Genomic DNA, 15,851 nt, shown 5'->3' on the forward strand with positions numbered 1-15,851 from the left:
TTACCGCAAAGAGCGGGCATCGCGCCCGCCGACCGGGCATCCTTGCCGGTATGAGACCCCGGCTCGCGCTCGCACTGCTGGCGGGCGCGGCGCTCGTCGTGGTCGCCGTCGCGGCGAACGGGGCGTCGCCGGTGCCCTACGAGGCGCGCGACGCGGCCGACGACGCGCCACCGCCCGCCCCGCAGGCGACCTCCACGCCCGTCGACACCTCGGTGGACGGCTCGGCCGTGGGAGGTTCGCTGGTCGTGGTGCTCATCGTGCTGGGCGTGATGGCGTTGATCGTGTTCCTCGGCCTGTTCACCACGCTGCGGCTGCCGAAGCGGCGGCGGCGCGGCGCCGGGATGGCCGTCGACGCGGCCGACGCCGAGCACCAGGCCGCGCCCGCCGCGCTGGTGCTGGGCGCGCGACGGGCCCTGGCCGGGATCGAGGCCCGCACGGCCGGACCGCCGCGCGACGCCGTGGTGTCCGCGTGGCTGACGCTGGAGGAGGCCGCGGCGGACAGCGGCGCGGCCCGCGCGCCGCACGAGACGCCGACGGAGTTCACCGGAGCCCTGCTGGCCCGCCACCGCGTGGACGCCACCGCGACCGCCGAGCTGCGCTCGGTCTACCAGCGTGCCCGGTTCGGCGTCGCCGACGTCACCGACGACGACGCGCGGACCGCGCGGGACGCCCTCCGGCGCATCGTGCACGACCTCGCGCCGGTCCGGGGCGCGCGGTGAAGGCCGCACCGGACGACCACCTGAAGCCGCTGCTGGGCGTGGGCGGCACGGTCGCGGCCGGCGTGCTCGCGGGCGTCGCCACCGGGTTCACCGCGTACCGCGCCGGCGCGCCCGTCCACTGGGCGGCGCTGATCGCGCTGCCCGTCCTCGCGCTGGCGGTGCTCGTCGCGCGCCTGCCGCGCGCCACGGACGTCCTGTGGTCGCCGCCGCTGCGGCACTTCTCGTCGGCCACGTCGCCGCAGGCGAGCGCCCTCGCCGGCCGGCTCGCGGAAGCCGCGGTCGACCAGGACCGCTTCACCACCCGCGTCCAGCCCCGGCTGCGCAGGCTGGCGGAGGCGCGGCTGCGGCAGCGGCACGGCGTGCCCGACGCGGACGACCCGCGTGCCGCCGCGCTCCTCGGACCCGAACTGCACCGGCTGGTCACCGATCCGGCCGCGCCCCTGCCCGACCCGCGCAAGCTGACCGAGCTGTTGGAGAACCTGTGACGCCCGCAACCCGCATCGGCGCCGAGGGCGAGTCCGTCCTGGCCGCCGTCGGCACCGTCGTCGTCGGACGGCAGCGCTCGCTGCGACTGGCCCTGGCGGCGATCCTCGCCGGCGGCCACGTGCTGCTGGAGGACGTGCCCGGACTCGGCAAGACGCTGATGGCGCGCTCGCTCGCGCAGGCGCTGAGCCTGGACTTCAAGCGCCTGCAGTGCACACCGGACCTGCTGCCCGCCGACGTCACCGGCTCCTTCATCTACGACCCGGCCTCGCGGGAGTTCGACTTCCGCGCCGGTCCGGTGTTCACCGGGCTGCTGCTGGCCGACGAGATCAACCGGACGCCGCCCAAGACGCAGTCCGCGCTGCTGGAGGCCATGCAGGAGCGGCAGGTCACGGTGGAGGGGCGGACGTTCCCGCTGCCCCGGCCGTTCCACGTGCTGGCCACCGCGAACCCCGTCGAGTACGAGGGCACCTACCCGCTGCCGGAGGCGCAGCTCGACCGGTTCCTGCTGCGGGTGGACATCGGCTACCCGCCGGTGGAGGACGAGGTCGAGGTGCTGCGGCGCAGGCTCGCGCGGCAGCGGGAGGAGGCGGCGGTCGAACCGGTGCTCGCCGCCGACGGGCTGCTCGCCCTCCAGCAGGGCGTCGAGCAGGTGGCCGTGGACGACGACGTCCTGCGGTACTGCGTCGACCTCGCCGCGTCGACGCGGTCGCACCCGGCGGTGGAGGTCGGCGCGTCGCCGCGCGGCGCGCAGGCCCTCGTCCTGGTCGGGCGGGCGCTGGCGGTGCTCGACGGGCGCGACTTCGTGCTGCCCGAGGACGTCAAGGAGTGCGCGGTGCCCGCGCTGGCGCACCGCCTGACGCTGCGCCCCGAGACGTGGACGTCCGGCACGACCGGCGTGGAGGTCGTGACCGAGCTGCTGGGCCGGGTGCCGGGCCCGGCGGGCGCGAGGTCGTGAACCGGGGCCTGCGCCTCCGGGAGGCCCTGACCGGTGGGCGCGGCGCGCACTGGCACCCGACGGACGCGCTGGTGCGCGGTGCGGCGCTGGGCGTCGGCCTGGTGGTGTCCGGCGGCCTGCTCCACCGGGTGGAGCTGGTGCTGTTCGGCGCGCCGCTGCTGATCTCCACCCTGGTCGCCCTGGCGACGGCCGTCGGCGGCACACCGCGGGTGCGGGTGCGCGGCCTGCCCCGGACCGGGGAGGTCGGCGCGGCGAAGTCCGTCGTGGAGGTCGATCCGGGCGTCGGCGCCGAGGTCCTGGCGCTGCGGCTGCCCGTCGACCGGCCGGGTCCGGGGCCGGTGCACCTGCTGCCCGCGTCGCTGCGGGAGGTCGAGGTCGTGCTGCGCCGCGACGCGTGGGGCGAGGGCGTCGACCTGCGCCCGGACCACCTGGTCGCCGGGCCGGACGCGCTGCTCGTGCACGGTCCGGTGACGGCGGCCGAGAGCGGTCGCGTCATCCTGCCGCCGGTGCACCAGCTGCCCGCCGGCCTGCTGCCCGCGCGGGCCAGGGGCCTGGTCGGCGCGCACCGGGCGTGGCGGCCGGGTGATTCGGCGGAGCTGCGCGACATCCGGGCGTTCCAGCCGGGCGACCGGCTGCGCCGGGTCGACTGGCGGGTGTCGCTGCGGGCGGGGAACCTGCACGTCCGCGAGCACCACGCCGAGGCCGACGCGGACGTGGTGCTGGCCCTGGACACCCGGTTCGACGTCGGCCGGGAGGTCGGCGAGTGGTCGGTGGCGACCCACGAGACGACCACGCGGCCCGACGGCACGCTGGACCTGGCGGTGCGGGCGGCGGCGTCGCTGGCGGCCGGGTACCTGCGGCAGGGCGACCGGGTGGGGCTGGTCGACCTCGGCCGGCCGCAGCTGGGCGTGCGGGCGGGCGCCGGGCGGCGGCAGTTGCTGCGGCTGCGCAACCAGCTCGTGGTGTGCGCGCGGGCGGCGGGGTGGGCGCAGCGGCCCGTGCTGCGGGCCGAGCAGGTGCCGCACGGTGCGCTCGTCGTGGTCCTGTCGCCGTTCCTCGACGCGGCCGTGGCCGAACTCGCGGTGCACGCGGCGCGGCGGGGGAACGTCGTGCTGGCGGTCGACGTGCTGCCCGAAGGGTTGGTGCCGGACGAGGAGACGCCGTGGGGCGCGGCCGTGGTGCGGCTGCTGGCGCTGGAGCACGAGGTGCGGTTGGAGGCGATGCGGCGGCACGGGGTGGCGGTCGTGACGTGGGACGCGCGGGCGGCGGCGATCTCGGGCGTGCTGCGCGAGGCGGCCCGACCGGGGCGGCGGCGGTGAAGCGGGCGGTGGCGCGGGTGTCGTGTGCGGTGACGTGGGTGGCGCGGGTGGCGACGTCGTGGGTGGCGGTCCGGTCGAGGCGTCCGGTGGTGGAGCGCCTGTGCGCGGTCCGGCAGGCGGCTCCCGGCGCGGGCGGCATGCCGCCGGTGGAACGGCCCGCGGGAACCGATTTGAATCGGAACTTTGCTGTCTTGGAATGGCGGCCGGCGGGGATTGTCGGTGGTGTGGCGGAGAATGAGCCCCAGGGGCGCTTCCCGCGGATTTGTCGGTGGCCCCTGGAAGAATGGAGATCGGGGGCTGCTCAGCACGGGTCAAGAGCTGTTCGGCATGGCGCGCCGAACGCCGAGCCGGCCGCGGTGACCGCCCCGAACTCGGAAAACACCCGGCACAGCCCGTTGGAGTCGCCCCGCCGAGCCTTCCCTGGAACTGCCCGCGACCGCGCACCGCGAGTGGTTGGGTGCTTTTCCCGCCCGATCGAGTGCCGATCCGGGACCGCTCGGAACGGCATCGCGACCGCTCCGAACGGCACGGCAGCAGGCCCGGCCCACGCCGCAGCCGCCTCGAACGGCGCGGCAGCAGCCCGCGACCGCGTGGCGATCACGCCCAACAGCCCGGCCGCCGTCCCGAAAGACGCGGCAGCGGTCCGGAATCGCGCGGCAGTGGCCCGAACCCGCGCGGCAGCCGCCCCGACCCGCGCGGCGGACGTCCCGGATCGCGCGGCAGCAGCCCCGACCCGCGCGGCAGCCGTCGCGACTCGCGCGGCAGCAGCCCCGACCCGCATGGCAGCCGTCCCGACCCGCACGGCGGCCGTCCCGGATCGCGCGGCAGCCGCCGGTGACAGCCCGGCAGCGGGCCCGACCCGTGTGGCAGCCGCGCGCCACAAGGCCGGACACCGCTCGCCCGCCACCGGGCCCGTGCGGGACGAGGAGGGCGCATGACCGCCGTCGAACCGGGCCGGGGCCGGCCCGGCTGGGTGCTGCGCGCCGCGATCGCCGTCGTCGGCCTCGCCGTCACCGCCGTCCTGCACCTCGAAGGCGTCACGCTCGCCCCGCTGGCGCTCTACGTCGCCCTGGTCGGCGTCAGCGCCGCCATCCCCGCCTCCGCCGCCGTGGCGCTGCTCATCGCCTACCCGCCGGTGGCCCTGGTCTTCGTCGGCGGCCACCCGCTCCGCCCCGGCGTGCTGGCCCTGGTCGTGCTCCTCCACCTGCTGCACGTCCTGTGCGCGTACGCCGCCCTCATCCCGGTCCGCTCCCGCCTCCACCTGAGCGCGCTGCGCCGCCCGGCGCTCCGCTTCCTCGCGGTGCAGGCCGGCGTCCTCCTTCTGGCCGCCGTGGTGCTGCTCCTGCCGGACGGGCGGACGAGCGCGGTGGTGGAGGTGATCGGCCTGCTGTGCGCGGTCGGGTTGGTCGCCGGCGCGGTCGTCCTGCTGCGGCGCGGCGGCTGAGGACCGGGGCCGGAACGCTCAGCGCGAGCTGAGCGTCTGGATCGTTTCTCTCAGCGCGTACGTCCTCTACCGCACTCGCGGCGCTGGTCACGGACCTGCGTGTCCCGCATCACCCGGCGACCGTGGTCACAACGGGCCTTGCGAACCCGTCGGAAACGACCTCGCGGTGCGACCATAGACGTATGGCTGCTGTGAAGTCGCAACCCACACGGATCGTGATTGTCGGCGGTGGGTACGTCGGCATGTACACCGCGCTGGGATTGCAGAAGAAGCTGCGTTCCGGTGAGGCGTCGGTCACGGTCATCGACCCACAGCCCCACATGACCTACCAGCCGTTCCTCCCCGAGGCGGCGGCCGGTTCCATCGAACCGCGCCACGTCGTCGTGCCGCTGCGCAAGGTCCTCAAGCGCTGCCACGTCGTCACCGGCCGCGCGACGAAGATCGAGCACGCCCGCAAGGCCGTGACGGTCGAGCTGGCCGACGGCCACGTCGCCGAGTACGAGTACGACGTGCTCGTGTCGGCCCTGGGCGCGATCTCGCGGACCCTGCCGATCCCCGGCCTGCCCGAGGTCGGCATCGGCATGAAGACCATCGGCGAGGCGATCTACCTGCGCAACCACGTGTTGTCGCGGCTCGACCAGGCCGCCAGCACCGTCGACCCGGAGCTGCGCCGCCGCCTGCTGAGCTTCGTCGTCATCGGCGGCGGCTTCGCGGGCATCGAGACGCTGGCCGAGCTGGAGGACATGGCGCGCTACGCGCTGCGCTACTACGAGGGCCTCAAGCAGGAGGACATGAACTGGGTGCTGGTCGAGGCCACCAACCGGATCATGCCGGAGGTGAGCGCCCGGCTCGGCGTCTACACGGTCGAGCAGCTCGAAAAGCGCGGCATCAAGTGCTACCTCGACACGCGCGTCAAGTCGATGGAGGGCGGCCACGTCGTCCTCGACGACGGCACCGAGTTCGACTCGGACACCATCATCTGGACGGCCGGCATGAAGGCCAACCCGATGCTGCGCAACACCGACCTCCCGCTGGACCCCCGCGGCCGGGTGCAGTGCACCGCCGCCATGCAGGTCGTCGGCCTGCCGGGCGTGTGGGCGGCGGGCGACTGCTCGGCGGTGCCCGACCTGTCGCGCACCGAGGAGGACCCGACGGCGACCTGCGTGCCGAACGCGCAGCACGCGATCCGGCAGTCGAAGCTGCTGGCGAAGAACATCGTGGCCAGCCTGCGCGGCAAGGAGCCGAAGGACTACTTCCACAAGTACCTCGGCTCGGTGGCCGGCCTCGGCCTCTACAAGGGCGTCGCGGACGTGTTCGGGCTGCGCTTCAAGGGCGTCGTCGCCTGGTTCATGCACCGCAGCTACCACGTGATGTTCATGCCCACGGTGAACCGGAAGTTCCGGGTGTTCGTGGACTGGACGCAGGCCCTGTTCTCGGGCCGCGAGGTGGTCGCCCTCGGCCAGATCCACGAGCCGAAGGCGGAGTTCGACCGGGCGACGAAGAGCTGACCGGCCGCCCGTCCGCTGCCCCGTTCGGTGGCAGCGGATGGGCACCCGTCTGGCTTAGTGCGGGAACTTGAGCCCCCAAAGAGAGTAATGGGCAGCGCGTCACCTTGACATTGCGTAACGTGAACCCGAGACTACGACTGGCGCGCCACCAAAAGTGTGACGCGCCAGTGGGGAGAGAGGTGACCCGCGATGTCGCTTGAGGAGCTGGCCGCACAGCTTCGCCGCGGTGAGATCGAGGACCGTGCCCTGACGGAGTACGCCGCCGAGTACGCCACGGCCGAGCAGCTGTTCCGAAGCAAGAAAGACGACTGAGCATGGCCGCTTCCGGGTGGGGGAGCGCGCCGGTTCCCCCGCCCGAGGCCGCCCGGCCGGTCCGCCCGACCCCGCTGCTGCTCCAGGGTCAGGACTACTTCTTCCGGTCACCCGTCAAGAACCTGGACTTCCAGGAGCACGTCCACCGCCACGACCTGGTCGACGAGGGCGACGGCAGCCCCGTCCCCTGCGTGCTGGTCCTCGCCCGCGCCGCCGACATGGAGATGAACGCGCTCTCCATCGCCCTGGCCGAGCGCGGCATCCGGATGGCCCGCGTCGACGCCGACCGCTGCGTCGACCTGCCCCTCACCGTCTACACCGACGCGCCCCTGCTCGAACTCGACCGCTGGCTGCTGCGCCCGCTGCTGGTGTGGCGCCGCCACTTCGAGCTGTCCGCGCTCCAGGTCGAACCGGGCACGCTGGCCGGCGCGTACGCCGTGGACCAGTGGGGATCGGTCGCGAACTGGCTCTCCACGCGCGCCGACTGGGCGCACGTCAACCCCGCCCGCGCGAGCGCGCACCTCGACCGGCTGACCCAGTTGTCGGACGCGTCGGCGTTCGGCCTGGCGGTGCCGCGCACGATGGTGACCACCCGACCGGGGCGCACCCGGCCCGGTGGCGCCCGGTGCATCGTCAAGACCGCCGGGCGGCACCTGCTGGAGCCGCGCCCCGGCGTGCAGCACGGGCTGTTCCCGCGACCCCTGGAGACCAGCCGCTCCGGTGACGTCCCGGAGCCCGCGCCGGTCATCGTGCAGGAGTACGTGCCCTCGGACACCGAGCTCCGGGTGTTCGTGGTGGGCGAGCGCACCCTGGCGTTCCAGGTCGACAAGCTCGACCCGGCGCAGCTGTGGGTGGACCCCGAGGCGGTCCGGGTCACGCCGGTCGACGTGCCGCCCCGCCTGGCGGACCGCCTGCTGGCCCTGGCGCGGCACTGGCGGTTGCAGGTCGCGGCGTTCGACCTGCTCGTCGCGGGCGGTGACCACGTGTTCCTGGAGGTCAACGTCAACTGCGACTGGCGTTGGTTCGAGCACCGGGCGGAGGACGAGCGGGTGTCCGACGCCGTGCACGAGTGGGTGGCGGCGCGCTTCAAGGAGCTTCTCCGTGCGGGTAAAGGTCGCTGAGCACGCGGCACGGCGCCACGAGGGCGGTGTCGCGGTGCCGGGTGGCGGACGCCGCCGCGCGCGTGGCACGCCCGCGCCACCCCGGTCCGGCGGCACCGGACGGGTGGGGGAGACCGGTCCGGTCGATGCACGGCCCCACCCGTCCGGGATTGCCCCGCGCACGCACCGTGGCGGTGGTCCGGCCCGCGTCGTCGCGGCCGGCGGGCATCGTGCCCGATCACGGCCATGCCCGGATGCGCGAATCGTCGTGGGCCATCCGTCGCAATGCGCAAATCTGGTTGCTGCCACTCCGCTTTCTGGTACCTACTTCACCGCATCATTGCGGGGAGAACTCGGAGAACACACTTCCCGCTGTGATCTCTATCACGAAGTGGTACTCACGTTGTGCTCGGTTGGTCCATTACCTCAATGAGCGCAATAGCGGATCTCATTGAGCCGTGCGGGGGACTTGTGACGAACCGGCCCCACGAACGCTCGGTAACGGCTTAGGCTCCACGCTGCCCCCGTAGCCCAATCGGTAGAGGCAGGCTCCTTAAAAGAGTCACAGTACGGGTTCGAATCCCGTCGGGGGCACGTCAGCCGCAACCTTCGTCGTCACTCGACTGTCGGGTGATCACGATCGGGTGGTGTAGTGCGCGCACGGAGCCCACTTGCGAAGGCTCGTCACATTACTGCGGCCCGGTTCTGTCAATGCTCCGATGGGGCTGTCTTCCGCGCGGGACCGGTAGCGCACGACGACGGGCCGAACACCGGTCATCGCGATCCCGGCCGTGCGCCCATCGTGCCGGCGCGGTACGGCGGGCGGATATCGCGCCCCGACCCGCCGAACGGCCCGTGCAACGCCGAACGGCGGGGCCCGGTGACATCCCGCGGGCTCCCGCCGTTCGCCGTCGCACGAGGCGTCCCACGCCGTCACCCCCGGGCGGCCACCCAGGCCCGCACGACGTCGTCCAGCACCGCCAGCGGCAGCGGCCCGCCGCCGAGCACCACGTCGTGGAACGCCCGGATGTCGAACCGGTCGCCCAGCGCGCGCTCCGCCTCGGCCCGCATCCGCTGGATCTCCAACCGCCCCACCATGTACGCGAGGGCCTGGCCCGGCGCGGCGATGTACCGGTCGACCTCGGACTCGATCTCCACCTGCGCCAGCGGCGTGTTCTCCCGCAGGTACGCGACGGCCTGCTCGCGGCTCCAGCCGTGCGCGTGCAGCCCGGTGTCCACCACCAGCCGCCCGGCGCGCATCGAGTCCATCGCCACCATGCCCAGCCGCGCCACGTCGTCGGAGTACAGGCCCATCTCGTCGGCCAGCCGCTCGCAGTACAGGCCCCAGCCCTCCAGGTACCCGGTGACGGTCGCGACGCGGCGCAGCATCGGCAGCCCGGTCAGCTCCTGCGCCAGCACGATCTGGAAGTGGTGCCCCGGCACGGCCTCGTGGAACGCGATCGCCTCCGCCTGGTACCGGAAGCGCTCCTCCACGCGGTGCGTGTTGGCGTAGTAGGTGCCCGGCCGCGCGCCGTTCATCGACGGCGGCGCGTAGTAGGCCGTCGGCGCGCCCGGCGCGTCCACGGCGGGCACCGGCTCCACCTCGCACCGCTTCGCGGGCAAGCGCCCGAACCAGCGCGGGGCGACCTCCTCGGCCCGCGCCACGGCCTCGCGCGCGGCGGAGATCAGCTCGTCCTCGGACTTCCAGCGCAGCGCCGGGTCGGTGCGCATCCGCTCGAAGACCTCGGCGGTGTCGCGCGTGCCGAAGACCCGCTCGCCCAGCTCGGCGTACTCCTCGGCGAGCCGGGCCATGATCTCCAGGCCGGTGCGGTGCAGCTCCTCGGGCGTCCGGTCCGTGGTGGTCTGGACGCGCGCCAGGCGCGCGTAGACGGCGTCCCCGCCGGGCAGGTGGCACAGGCCCACCCGGTCCGCGGGACGGCCGACGAGGCCCGCGACGGCCTCGCGGTACGCGGCGAACGCGGGCCGCACCTCCTCGGCGATCAGCCGGTCGCGCTCGGCGGTGAACGCCGCGCCGCCCGACGGCCGGGCGAACGGGTCCTCGTCGGCCGCGAGGTACCGGTCCAGGTAGGCGACGCACGCGTCCAGCAGGTGCTGGACGGGCGTGCGGCCGGCGGCGGAGCCGGCGACGTGCCGCTCGGCGACCGTGCGCAGGAACCGCGGGATCGCGGCCAGCCGGGACAGGTAGTCGCGCTCCTGGTCCTCGCCCGTGATCACCGTCATCGGCAGCGTCGACAGCAGCTCGCCGGCAGGCGCGAAGAAGGAGTCGGTGATGGTGTGCTCGACGGCCCGCGCGTCGAGCAGGTCGAGCGTCGACTCCGCCTGCTGGACGATCACCGCGCGGGTCACGGGGTCGTCGTCGTCCGGCAGCGCCTTGGCGCGCTCGGCGATCGACCGCGCGGCGGCCCGCGCCGATTCCTCGGCCGCCTCGCCGTGGTCGGCGAGGAGGTGGTCGTAACCGGGCAGCCCGAATACCGTCGCGCCCAGCGGCGCCAGCCGGGACATGAGGTCGAGCAGTTCATCGGCGAGCGCTGCCGTGGTGTCCATCCGGGTACTCCCGTGCGTCGGTGCGGAGAAGGAAACGGTACTTAGCCTAAATAACGATTACAGCCGGTCCAAATAGGCCAGCACCGCCAGCACGCGCCGGTTGTCGTCCTCCGACAACGGCAGCCCCAGCTTCCCGAAGATGTTCGCGGTGTGCTTGCCCACGGCTTTCTCGGTGATGAACAGCCGGGCGGCGATCGCGCCGTTCGACCGGCCCTCGGCCATCAGCGCCAGCACCTCCCGCTCGCGCGGCGTCAACGTCGCCAGCGGCCGGTCCCGCCCGCTGCGCGCCAGGAGCTGCGTGATCACCTCGGGGTCCATCGCCGTGCCGCCCGCCGCGACCCGCCGGATCGCGTCCACGAACTGCCGGACGTCCGACACGCGGTCCTTCAGCAGGTAGCCGACGCCACCGCCCCGGTCGGACAGCAGCTCGCGGGCGTAGAGCTGCTCGACGTACTGCGAGAGCACCAGCACCGGCAGCCCCGGTACCCGCTTGCGCGCGTCGATGGCCGCCCGCAGGCCCTCGTCGGTGAACGTCGGCGGCAGCCGCACGTCCACCACCGCCACGTCCGGCCGGTGGTCGACCAGCGCCTTGAGCAGCGCGGGACCGGTGTCGACCGCTTCCACGACGTCGAAGTCGTAGGCGCGGAGCAGCCGGATCAGCCCGTCCCGGAGCAGGACGAGGTCTTCACCGAGGACGACTCGCACGGCATCTCCATGATCGCGGTGGGCCCGTCCCTCGGGCCACGCCGCCGAGTCTGCCGGCGGCCGCCACCGCTTTCCGGCGAACCGCCCACCCGACCCGCTACCACCGCAACCACTCCACCGGGCAGCTCCCGGCGGTCCGCTCCCCCTCGCCCTCTCCTGTCACCCTGCTCGCGCTCGGCACCGCGAGGCCGCGTCGGTGGTTCACGGCGCGTCTCCCGCCGATCACGCTTCTCGATCGGCGGGAGACGCCCCGCGAGCCGCCGACTCAAGGGCGGCCGAGCCGCCCGACGGAGTCGGCCAGATCAGACACGGGCAGCTCCACCGTCACGATGGTCGGCCCGCCCAGCGGGCTCGCGATGCCGAGCGTCCCGTCGAACGCGGTGAGCCGCCGCTCGATGCCGCGCAACCCGCCTCCCTCGGTGGCCTCCGCCCCGCCGTGCCCGTTGTCGCCGATCATCAGCCCGAGCCTGCCGTCCTCGTGCCGCACCCGCACCCAGGCGCTGGTCGCGCCGCTGTGCTTGGCCACGTTCGTCAGCGCCTCCGCCACCGCGAAGTACGCCGCCGACTCGACCGGGGCCTCCGGCCGGCCGGCCAGCACCACGTCCACCTCGACCGGCAGCGGGTGGGCCAGCGCCAACGCCCGCAGCGCGCCCTCCAGGCCCCGGTCGGCCAGCACCGGCGGGTGGATGCCACGCACCAGGTCGCGCAGCTCCGACAGCGCCTGCGACGACGACTGCCGCGCCTCGGCCAGCAGGTCGCGCGCCGCGTCCGGGTCGCGGGCCAGCAGCTCCTCCGCCATGCCCAGGCTCATGCCCAGCGCCACCAGCCTCGCCTGCGCGCCGTCGTGCAGGTCGCGCTCGATCCGGCGCAGCTCCGCGGCCTGCGCGTCGACCGTGTCGGCCCGCGAGTCGGCCAGCACCCGCACCCGGTCGGCCAGCGCGGTGTGCGCGCTCGGCGCGAGCAGCCACCGCACGAACGACGCGTGCACCCGCACGATCCGGGGCGTCGCCCACCACGCGACCAGCAGGTACAGCAGGCCCAGCAGCGGCGCGACCACGAAGTTGCCCGGCGTGTCCACGTCGATGCCGCTGAACTCGACGGAGTCCGCGCCCAGCGCCCACAGCACCGGCGTGACGACCCCGAACGCGCCGCCCAGCCACAGGGCGAGCGGCAGCACGCCGCACACCACGCCGACGACCGCGTTCAGCGGCAGGAACGCCAGGTCCCGCCACGTCGCCGGGTCGGTCGCGATGGTCCGCACCCGCGTCATCGGGCCCCGGTTGGCGGGCAGCCGGTAGGGCGCCGCGATCTCCTCGCCCAGCACGCCGCCCGCCCACCGGCGGTGCACCGCCAGGTACCGGCGGGCCAGCGCGGTGATCAGCAGCAGCAGCGGCACGCCGATCGTCACCAGGATCAGCGGGTAGGCGTACAGCTGGAGCGGGATCAGGGGCAGGCCCAGCACGCACAGCGGTACCCGCGCGAGGGCCAGCGCGGCGGTCCGCAGCCGGCTCGCCGCGCCGCGCACGAGGTCGTGGTCCGTCATGCCGGTGATTCTCGCGGTCCGCCGCGCCGGAGGCAGTGGGTCCAAGCCCCCGATCAGACGTCGAGCGAAGCCCCGTCCGGCAGCACCTCCACGCCCGCCTCCCGCAACTTGGCCCGCTCCTCGGAGTCCGGGTCGAGCACCGGGTTGGTGTTGTTGAGGTGCGTGTAGATCCGCCGCACGTGGGGGTGCCTGCGCAGCTCCGGCAGGCTGTGGGTGATCGGCAGGTGGCCCATCGCGGACTGCCCGCCCGCCCGGCCGGTGGCCGCGCCCATCTCCGACGGCGCGTAGAACGTGCCGTCCAGCAGCACCACGTCGGCCTCCGCGACCAGGTCGTCGAACCCCAGCGGCCACGCGGCCAGGCACGGCGCGTACAGCACGATCCCGCCGGTCCGCGGGTCGAACAGCCGGTAGGCCACCACCCAGTGCCCCTCGACCGGCGACTCGTCCGCGTACCGCGGGCGCTTGCCGCTGATCGGGAACGCCGTCACCTCCAGGCCGCCGGACAGCGGGAACGTCTGCTCCGGCTCGACCTGCCGCCACGTCCACTCGGCGTACTTGTCCAGCACCACCCGCGTCCGCGCCAGCGCGTGCAGGACGGTCGCCGGCGCGTGCACCCGCAGCCCGGCCGCGCCGCGCAACGTCAGCAGCCCCAGCGTGTGGTCGACCTCGGCGTCGGTGAGCAGCACGCCGCGCACCGGCGTGTCCCGCGGCCCCGGTCCGGGGTCGAGCCACGGCGTCGCGGTGAGCTGGGTCCGGATGTCCGGCGAGGCGTTGAGCAGCCACCAGTGCACCCCGTCGCCGCTGACCGCCAGGCAGTCCTGGGTGCGCGCGGGCAGCTGACCGGCCCGCACCTTCCCGCACGGCCCGCACGCGCAGTTCCACTGCGGCACGCCGCCGCCGGCGGCCGTCCCGAGCAGCACGACCCTCACCGCCCCACCCCCCGCATCGCCACCGGCACGGGTCCGGTCTCCGCCGCCAGGATCCGGTCCACCAGCTCCCGCCGCGGCGACAGCGAGCACACCGGGTCGGTGTTCGCCGCGTCGCCGGTGAGCTGGAACGCCTGGCAGCGGCAGCCGCCGAAGTCGACCTCCTTGCGCGGGCACGACCGGCACGGCTCGCGCATCCAGTCCACCCCCCGGAACGCGTTGAACGACCGGGAGTCGAACCAGATCCCGCCCAGCGGCCGGTCCCGCACGTTCTCCACGCCCAGGCCCTCGATCACCGTCGCGGCCGGGCACGGCAGCACGTCGCCGTTCGGCGCGACGGTCAGCTGCCGCGCGCCCCACCCGTACATGCAGGGCTTGGGGTGCGCCTCGTGGTAGTCCGCGATCACGTAGACGATCTCCATCCGCGACCGCTCCCGCGCCGCGGCCACCACCTCGTCCGCCCGCCGGAGCTGGTCCCGCGTCGGCAGCAGCGCCGCGCGGTTGCGCAGCGCCCAGCCGTAGTACTGGGTGTTGGCCAGTTCCAACCGGTCCGCGCCCATCCGCTCGGCGAGCGCGATGATCCCGCCCACGTGGTCCAGGTTCAACCGGTGCAGGACGACGTTGACCGTCAGCGGCAGCCCGGCCTCGCGGACCACCCGCGCCGCGGTCAGCTTCGGCCCGAACGCCTTCACCCCGGCGATGCGGTCCGCGTCGCCGGGTTCCGCGTCCTGCACGGACAGCTGCACGTGGTCGACGCCCCGCGCGCGCAGGTCCGCCATCCGCTCGGCGGTCAACCCCAGCCCGCTGGTCACCAGGTTCACGTACGCGCCCAGCCCGCTCGCGTGCGCGACCAGCTCGGGCAGGTCCCGGCGCGCCAGCGGCTCCCCGCCCGACAGGTGGAACTGGAGCACGCCCAGCTCGCGCGCCTGGTCGAACACCGAGCACCACTCGTCGGTGCGCAGCTCGGCGTCGCGCCGGACCAGCTCCAGCGGGTTCGAGCAGTACCCGCACCGCAGCGGGCAGCGGTGCGTCAGCTCGGCGAGCAGCCCGAACGGCGCCTCAGCCATCGGTCTCGACCACCCTGCGCGCGGCCAGCCTGGTCACCAGGTCGGCGACGTCCTCCGGGAGCACGCCGTCGAACCGCTCGCCCAGCCGCGCGGCGATGTCGGCGATCGTCCGGTGGCCGTCGCACAGCCCGACGACCGCGGCCGCTGTCTCGTTGAGCACCAGCACGCCCTCCGGGAAGAGCACCACGTGGCTGTCCCTGGTCCGGTCGTAGGAGGTCTTCACACCCTTGCCCAGCCGGGGTGTGGCGGCGAGATTGGTCATGATCGCCCCGAGTGGTAGTCGACGGCGTCGAGGATCGCCCGCAGCACGTCGCATTTGAACGCCAGCGCGGCCACCGCCGCGTCCTGCTGCTCGCGCGTGGCGCAGTTGCGCACCACGAGGTCCAAAGTGGACTTGCCCTCGCCCTCGATCACCTTCAGCCGCGTGGTGAAGTAGGTGAAGCCCTCTTCGGCGATCCAGGGGTACCGCGCCCGCATGTCCGCCAACCGCCGCGTCATCAGGCCGCGCGAGAACATCTCGGTGAGCCCCGAGGCCACCGCCTCCACCCAGGGCCTGTTGCGGGCGAAGTTCACGTAGGCGTCCACGGCGAACCTGGTGCCGGGCAGCACGTGCCGCTCGTCCAGGACCTCCTCCCTGGTCAGCCCGAGGGATTCGGCCATCCGCAACCAGTTCTCCGCGCCGCCCTCGCCGGCGCGCTCGCCGTCGTGCCACACGATCCGCTCCCGCCACACCCGTCGGACGTCGGGGTCGGGGCAGTTCGCCAGGATGGCGGCGTCCTTGCGCGGTATGCAGCGCTGGTAGTACCACCGGTTCGCCGCCCACAGCTGGAGCTCGTCCTTGGACAGCGTCCCGGCGTGCAGGCGGAGGTGGAACGGGTGGGTGTCCCAGTAGCGGGCGGACAGCGCCCGCAGCCGGGCGGTGAACTCCTCGTCGGGTAACAGCTCGGACATTCGCGCCTCCCTGGATTCCCGGCTCCGGCGGTGCACCGCCCACCCACCCGGCCGACGACTGCCGCGCCGACCGACCGCGCGCCGGCGGCGCGGACCACTCGCGCCACGCGCCACCGCGGACCACCCGCGCCGCACGGCGACGGCGCGGCGATCGGTGGCGGCGCGGCGATCGGCGTGCGGGCACCGCGCCGTCGCACGGGATCGCGGCGGACGGCGGCGTCGTGACTCCGGGCCGTGCCGGAGCCACGACG

General features: G+C 74.2%; 15 protein-coding genes and 1 tRNA gene. 9 read left to right on the forward strand and 7 right to left on the reverse strand.

The annotated features are described in order from the left end of the window. The first annotated feature begins 50 nt into the window (after positions 1–50). From C8E97_RS05250 to C8E97_RS05285, 9 genes are all read left to right on the forward strand, one after another. Positions 51–719, forward strand: coding sequence for a DUF4129 domain-containing protein (locus tag C8E97_RS05250; RefSeq protein WP_121002156.1), 669 nt, complete (start codon positions 51–53; stop codon positions 717–719). After that, a complete protein-coding gene (locus C8E97_RS05255; RefSeq protein ID WP_246018684.1) occupies positions 716–1,204 on the forward strand; it encodes a hypothetical protein in 489 nt (162 codons plus the stop codon). The genes C8E97_RS05250 and C8E97_RS05255 overlap by 4 nt, the downstream gene beginning before the upstream one ends. After that, the gene (locus C8E97_RS05260; protein WP_121002159.1) at positions 1,201–2,160 is read left to right on the forward strand and encodes an AAA family ATPase; all 960 of its coding nucleotides are present in this window, start codon (positions 1,201–1,203) and stop codon (positions 2,158–2,160) included. Before C8E97_RS05255 ends, C8E97_RS05260 begins: the two co-directional genes overlap by 4 nt. Beyond that, positions 2,157–3,479: a DUF58 domain-containing protein gene (locus tag C8E97_RS05265; protein WP_121002161.1), complete on the forward strand. Its 1,323-nt coding sequence runs from the start codon at positions 2,157–2,159 to the stop codon at positions 3,477–3,479. The genes C8E97_RS05260 and C8E97_RS05265 overlap by 4 nt, the downstream gene beginning before the upstream one ends. 934 nt (positions 3,480–4,413) lie before the next feature. Beyond that, positions 4,414–4,923, forward strand: coding sequence for a hypothetical protein (locus C8E97_RS05270; protein WP_121002162.1), 510 nt, complete (start codon positions 4,414–4,416; stop codon positions 4,921–4,923). Positions 4,924–5,105: 182 nt separating this feature from the next. Next, a complete protein-coding gene (locus tag C8E97_RS05275) occupies positions 5,106–6,431 on the forward strand; it encodes an NAD(P)/FAD-dependent oxidoreductase (protein ID WP_121002164.1) in 1,326 nt (441 codons plus the stop codon). A 189-nt stretch (positions 6,432–6,620) separates the two neighbouring features. After that, entirely contained in the window at positions 6,621–6,743 is a 123-nt protein-coding gene (locus C8E97_RS36425; RefSeq protein WP_281275313.1) for a hypothetical protein, read from the forward strand. Between the two features lie 2 nt (positions 6,744–6,745). Then, positions 6,746–7,864: an ATP-grasp domain-containing protein gene (locus C8E97_RS05280; RefSeq protein WP_121002166.1), complete on the forward strand. Its 1,119-nt coding sequence runs from the start codon at positions 6,746–6,748 to the stop codon at positions 7,862–7,864. A gap of 499 nt (positions 7,865–8,363) precedes the next feature. Beyond that, positions 8,364–8,437 (forward strand) — tRNA-Leu (locus C8E97_RS05285). A 339-nt stretch (positions 8,438–8,776) separates the two neighbouring features. Here the strand turns inward: C8E97_RS05285 and C8E97_RS05290 are convergent. The 7 genes from C8E97_RS05290 to pqqC all read right to left on the reverse strand — a co-directional run bounded on the left by C8E97_RS05290 (position 8,777) and on the right by pqqC (position 15,600). Next, complete coding sequence (locus C8E97_RS05290; protein WP_121002168.1) at positions 8,777–10,408, reverse strand: DUF885 domain-containing protein; 1,632 nt, start codon at positions 10,406–10,408, stop codon at positions 8,777–8,779. Between the two features lie 57 nt (positions 10,409–10,465). After that, complete coding sequence (locus C8E97_RS05295; protein WP_121002170.1) at positions 10,466–11,113, reverse strand: LuxR C-terminal-related transcriptional regulator; 648 nt, start codon at positions 11,111–11,113, stop codon at positions 10,466–10,468. Between the two features lie 265 nt (positions 11,114–11,378). After that, positions 11,379–12,656 (reverse strand): sensor histidine kinase, encoded by a 1,278-nt coding sequence (locus C8E97_RS05300; protein WP_121002172.1) that lies wholly within the window; start codon positions 12,654–12,656, stop codon positions 11,379–11,381. Between the two features lie 53 nt (positions 12,657–12,709). Further along, the gene (gene pqqB, locus C8E97_RS05305) at positions 12,710–13,585 is read right to left on the reverse strand and encodes a pyrroloquinoline quinone biosynthesis protein PqqB (RefSeq protein WP_121002174.1); all 876 of its coding nucleotides are present in this window, start codon (positions 13,583–13,585) and stop codon (positions 12,710–12,712) included. Beyond that, positions 13,582–14,649, reverse strand: coding sequence for a pyrroloquinoline quinone biosynthesis protein PqqE (pqqE, locus tag C8E97_RS05310; protein ID WP_121002176.1), 1,068 nt, complete (start codon positions 14,647–14,649; stop codon positions 13,582–13,584). Before pqqE ends, pqqB begins: the two co-directional genes overlap by 4 nt. Then, complete coding sequence (gene pqqD / locus C8E97_RS05315) at positions 14,642–14,911, reverse strand: pyrroloquinoline quinone biosynthesis peptide chaperone PqqD (RefSeq protein WP_121002178.1); 270 nt, start codon at positions 14,909–14,911, stop codon at positions 14,642–14,644. The genes pqqE and pqqD overlap by 8 nt, the downstream gene beginning before the upstream one ends. Further along, entirely contained in the window at positions 14,908–15,600 is a 693-nt protein-coding gene (gene pqqC, locus C8E97_RS05320; RefSeq protein WP_121002180.1) for a pyrroloquinoline-quinone synthase PqqC, read from the reverse strand. Before pqqC ends, pqqD begins: the two co-directional genes overlap by 4 nt. Between the last annotated feature and the right edge of the window lie 251 nt (positions 15,601–15,851).

It is taken from the genome of Saccharothrix australiensis, assembly GCF_003634935.1.
Lineage (GTDB): Bacteria > Actinomycetota > Actinomycetes > Mycobacteriales > Pseudonocardiaceae > Actinosynnema > Actinosynnema australiense.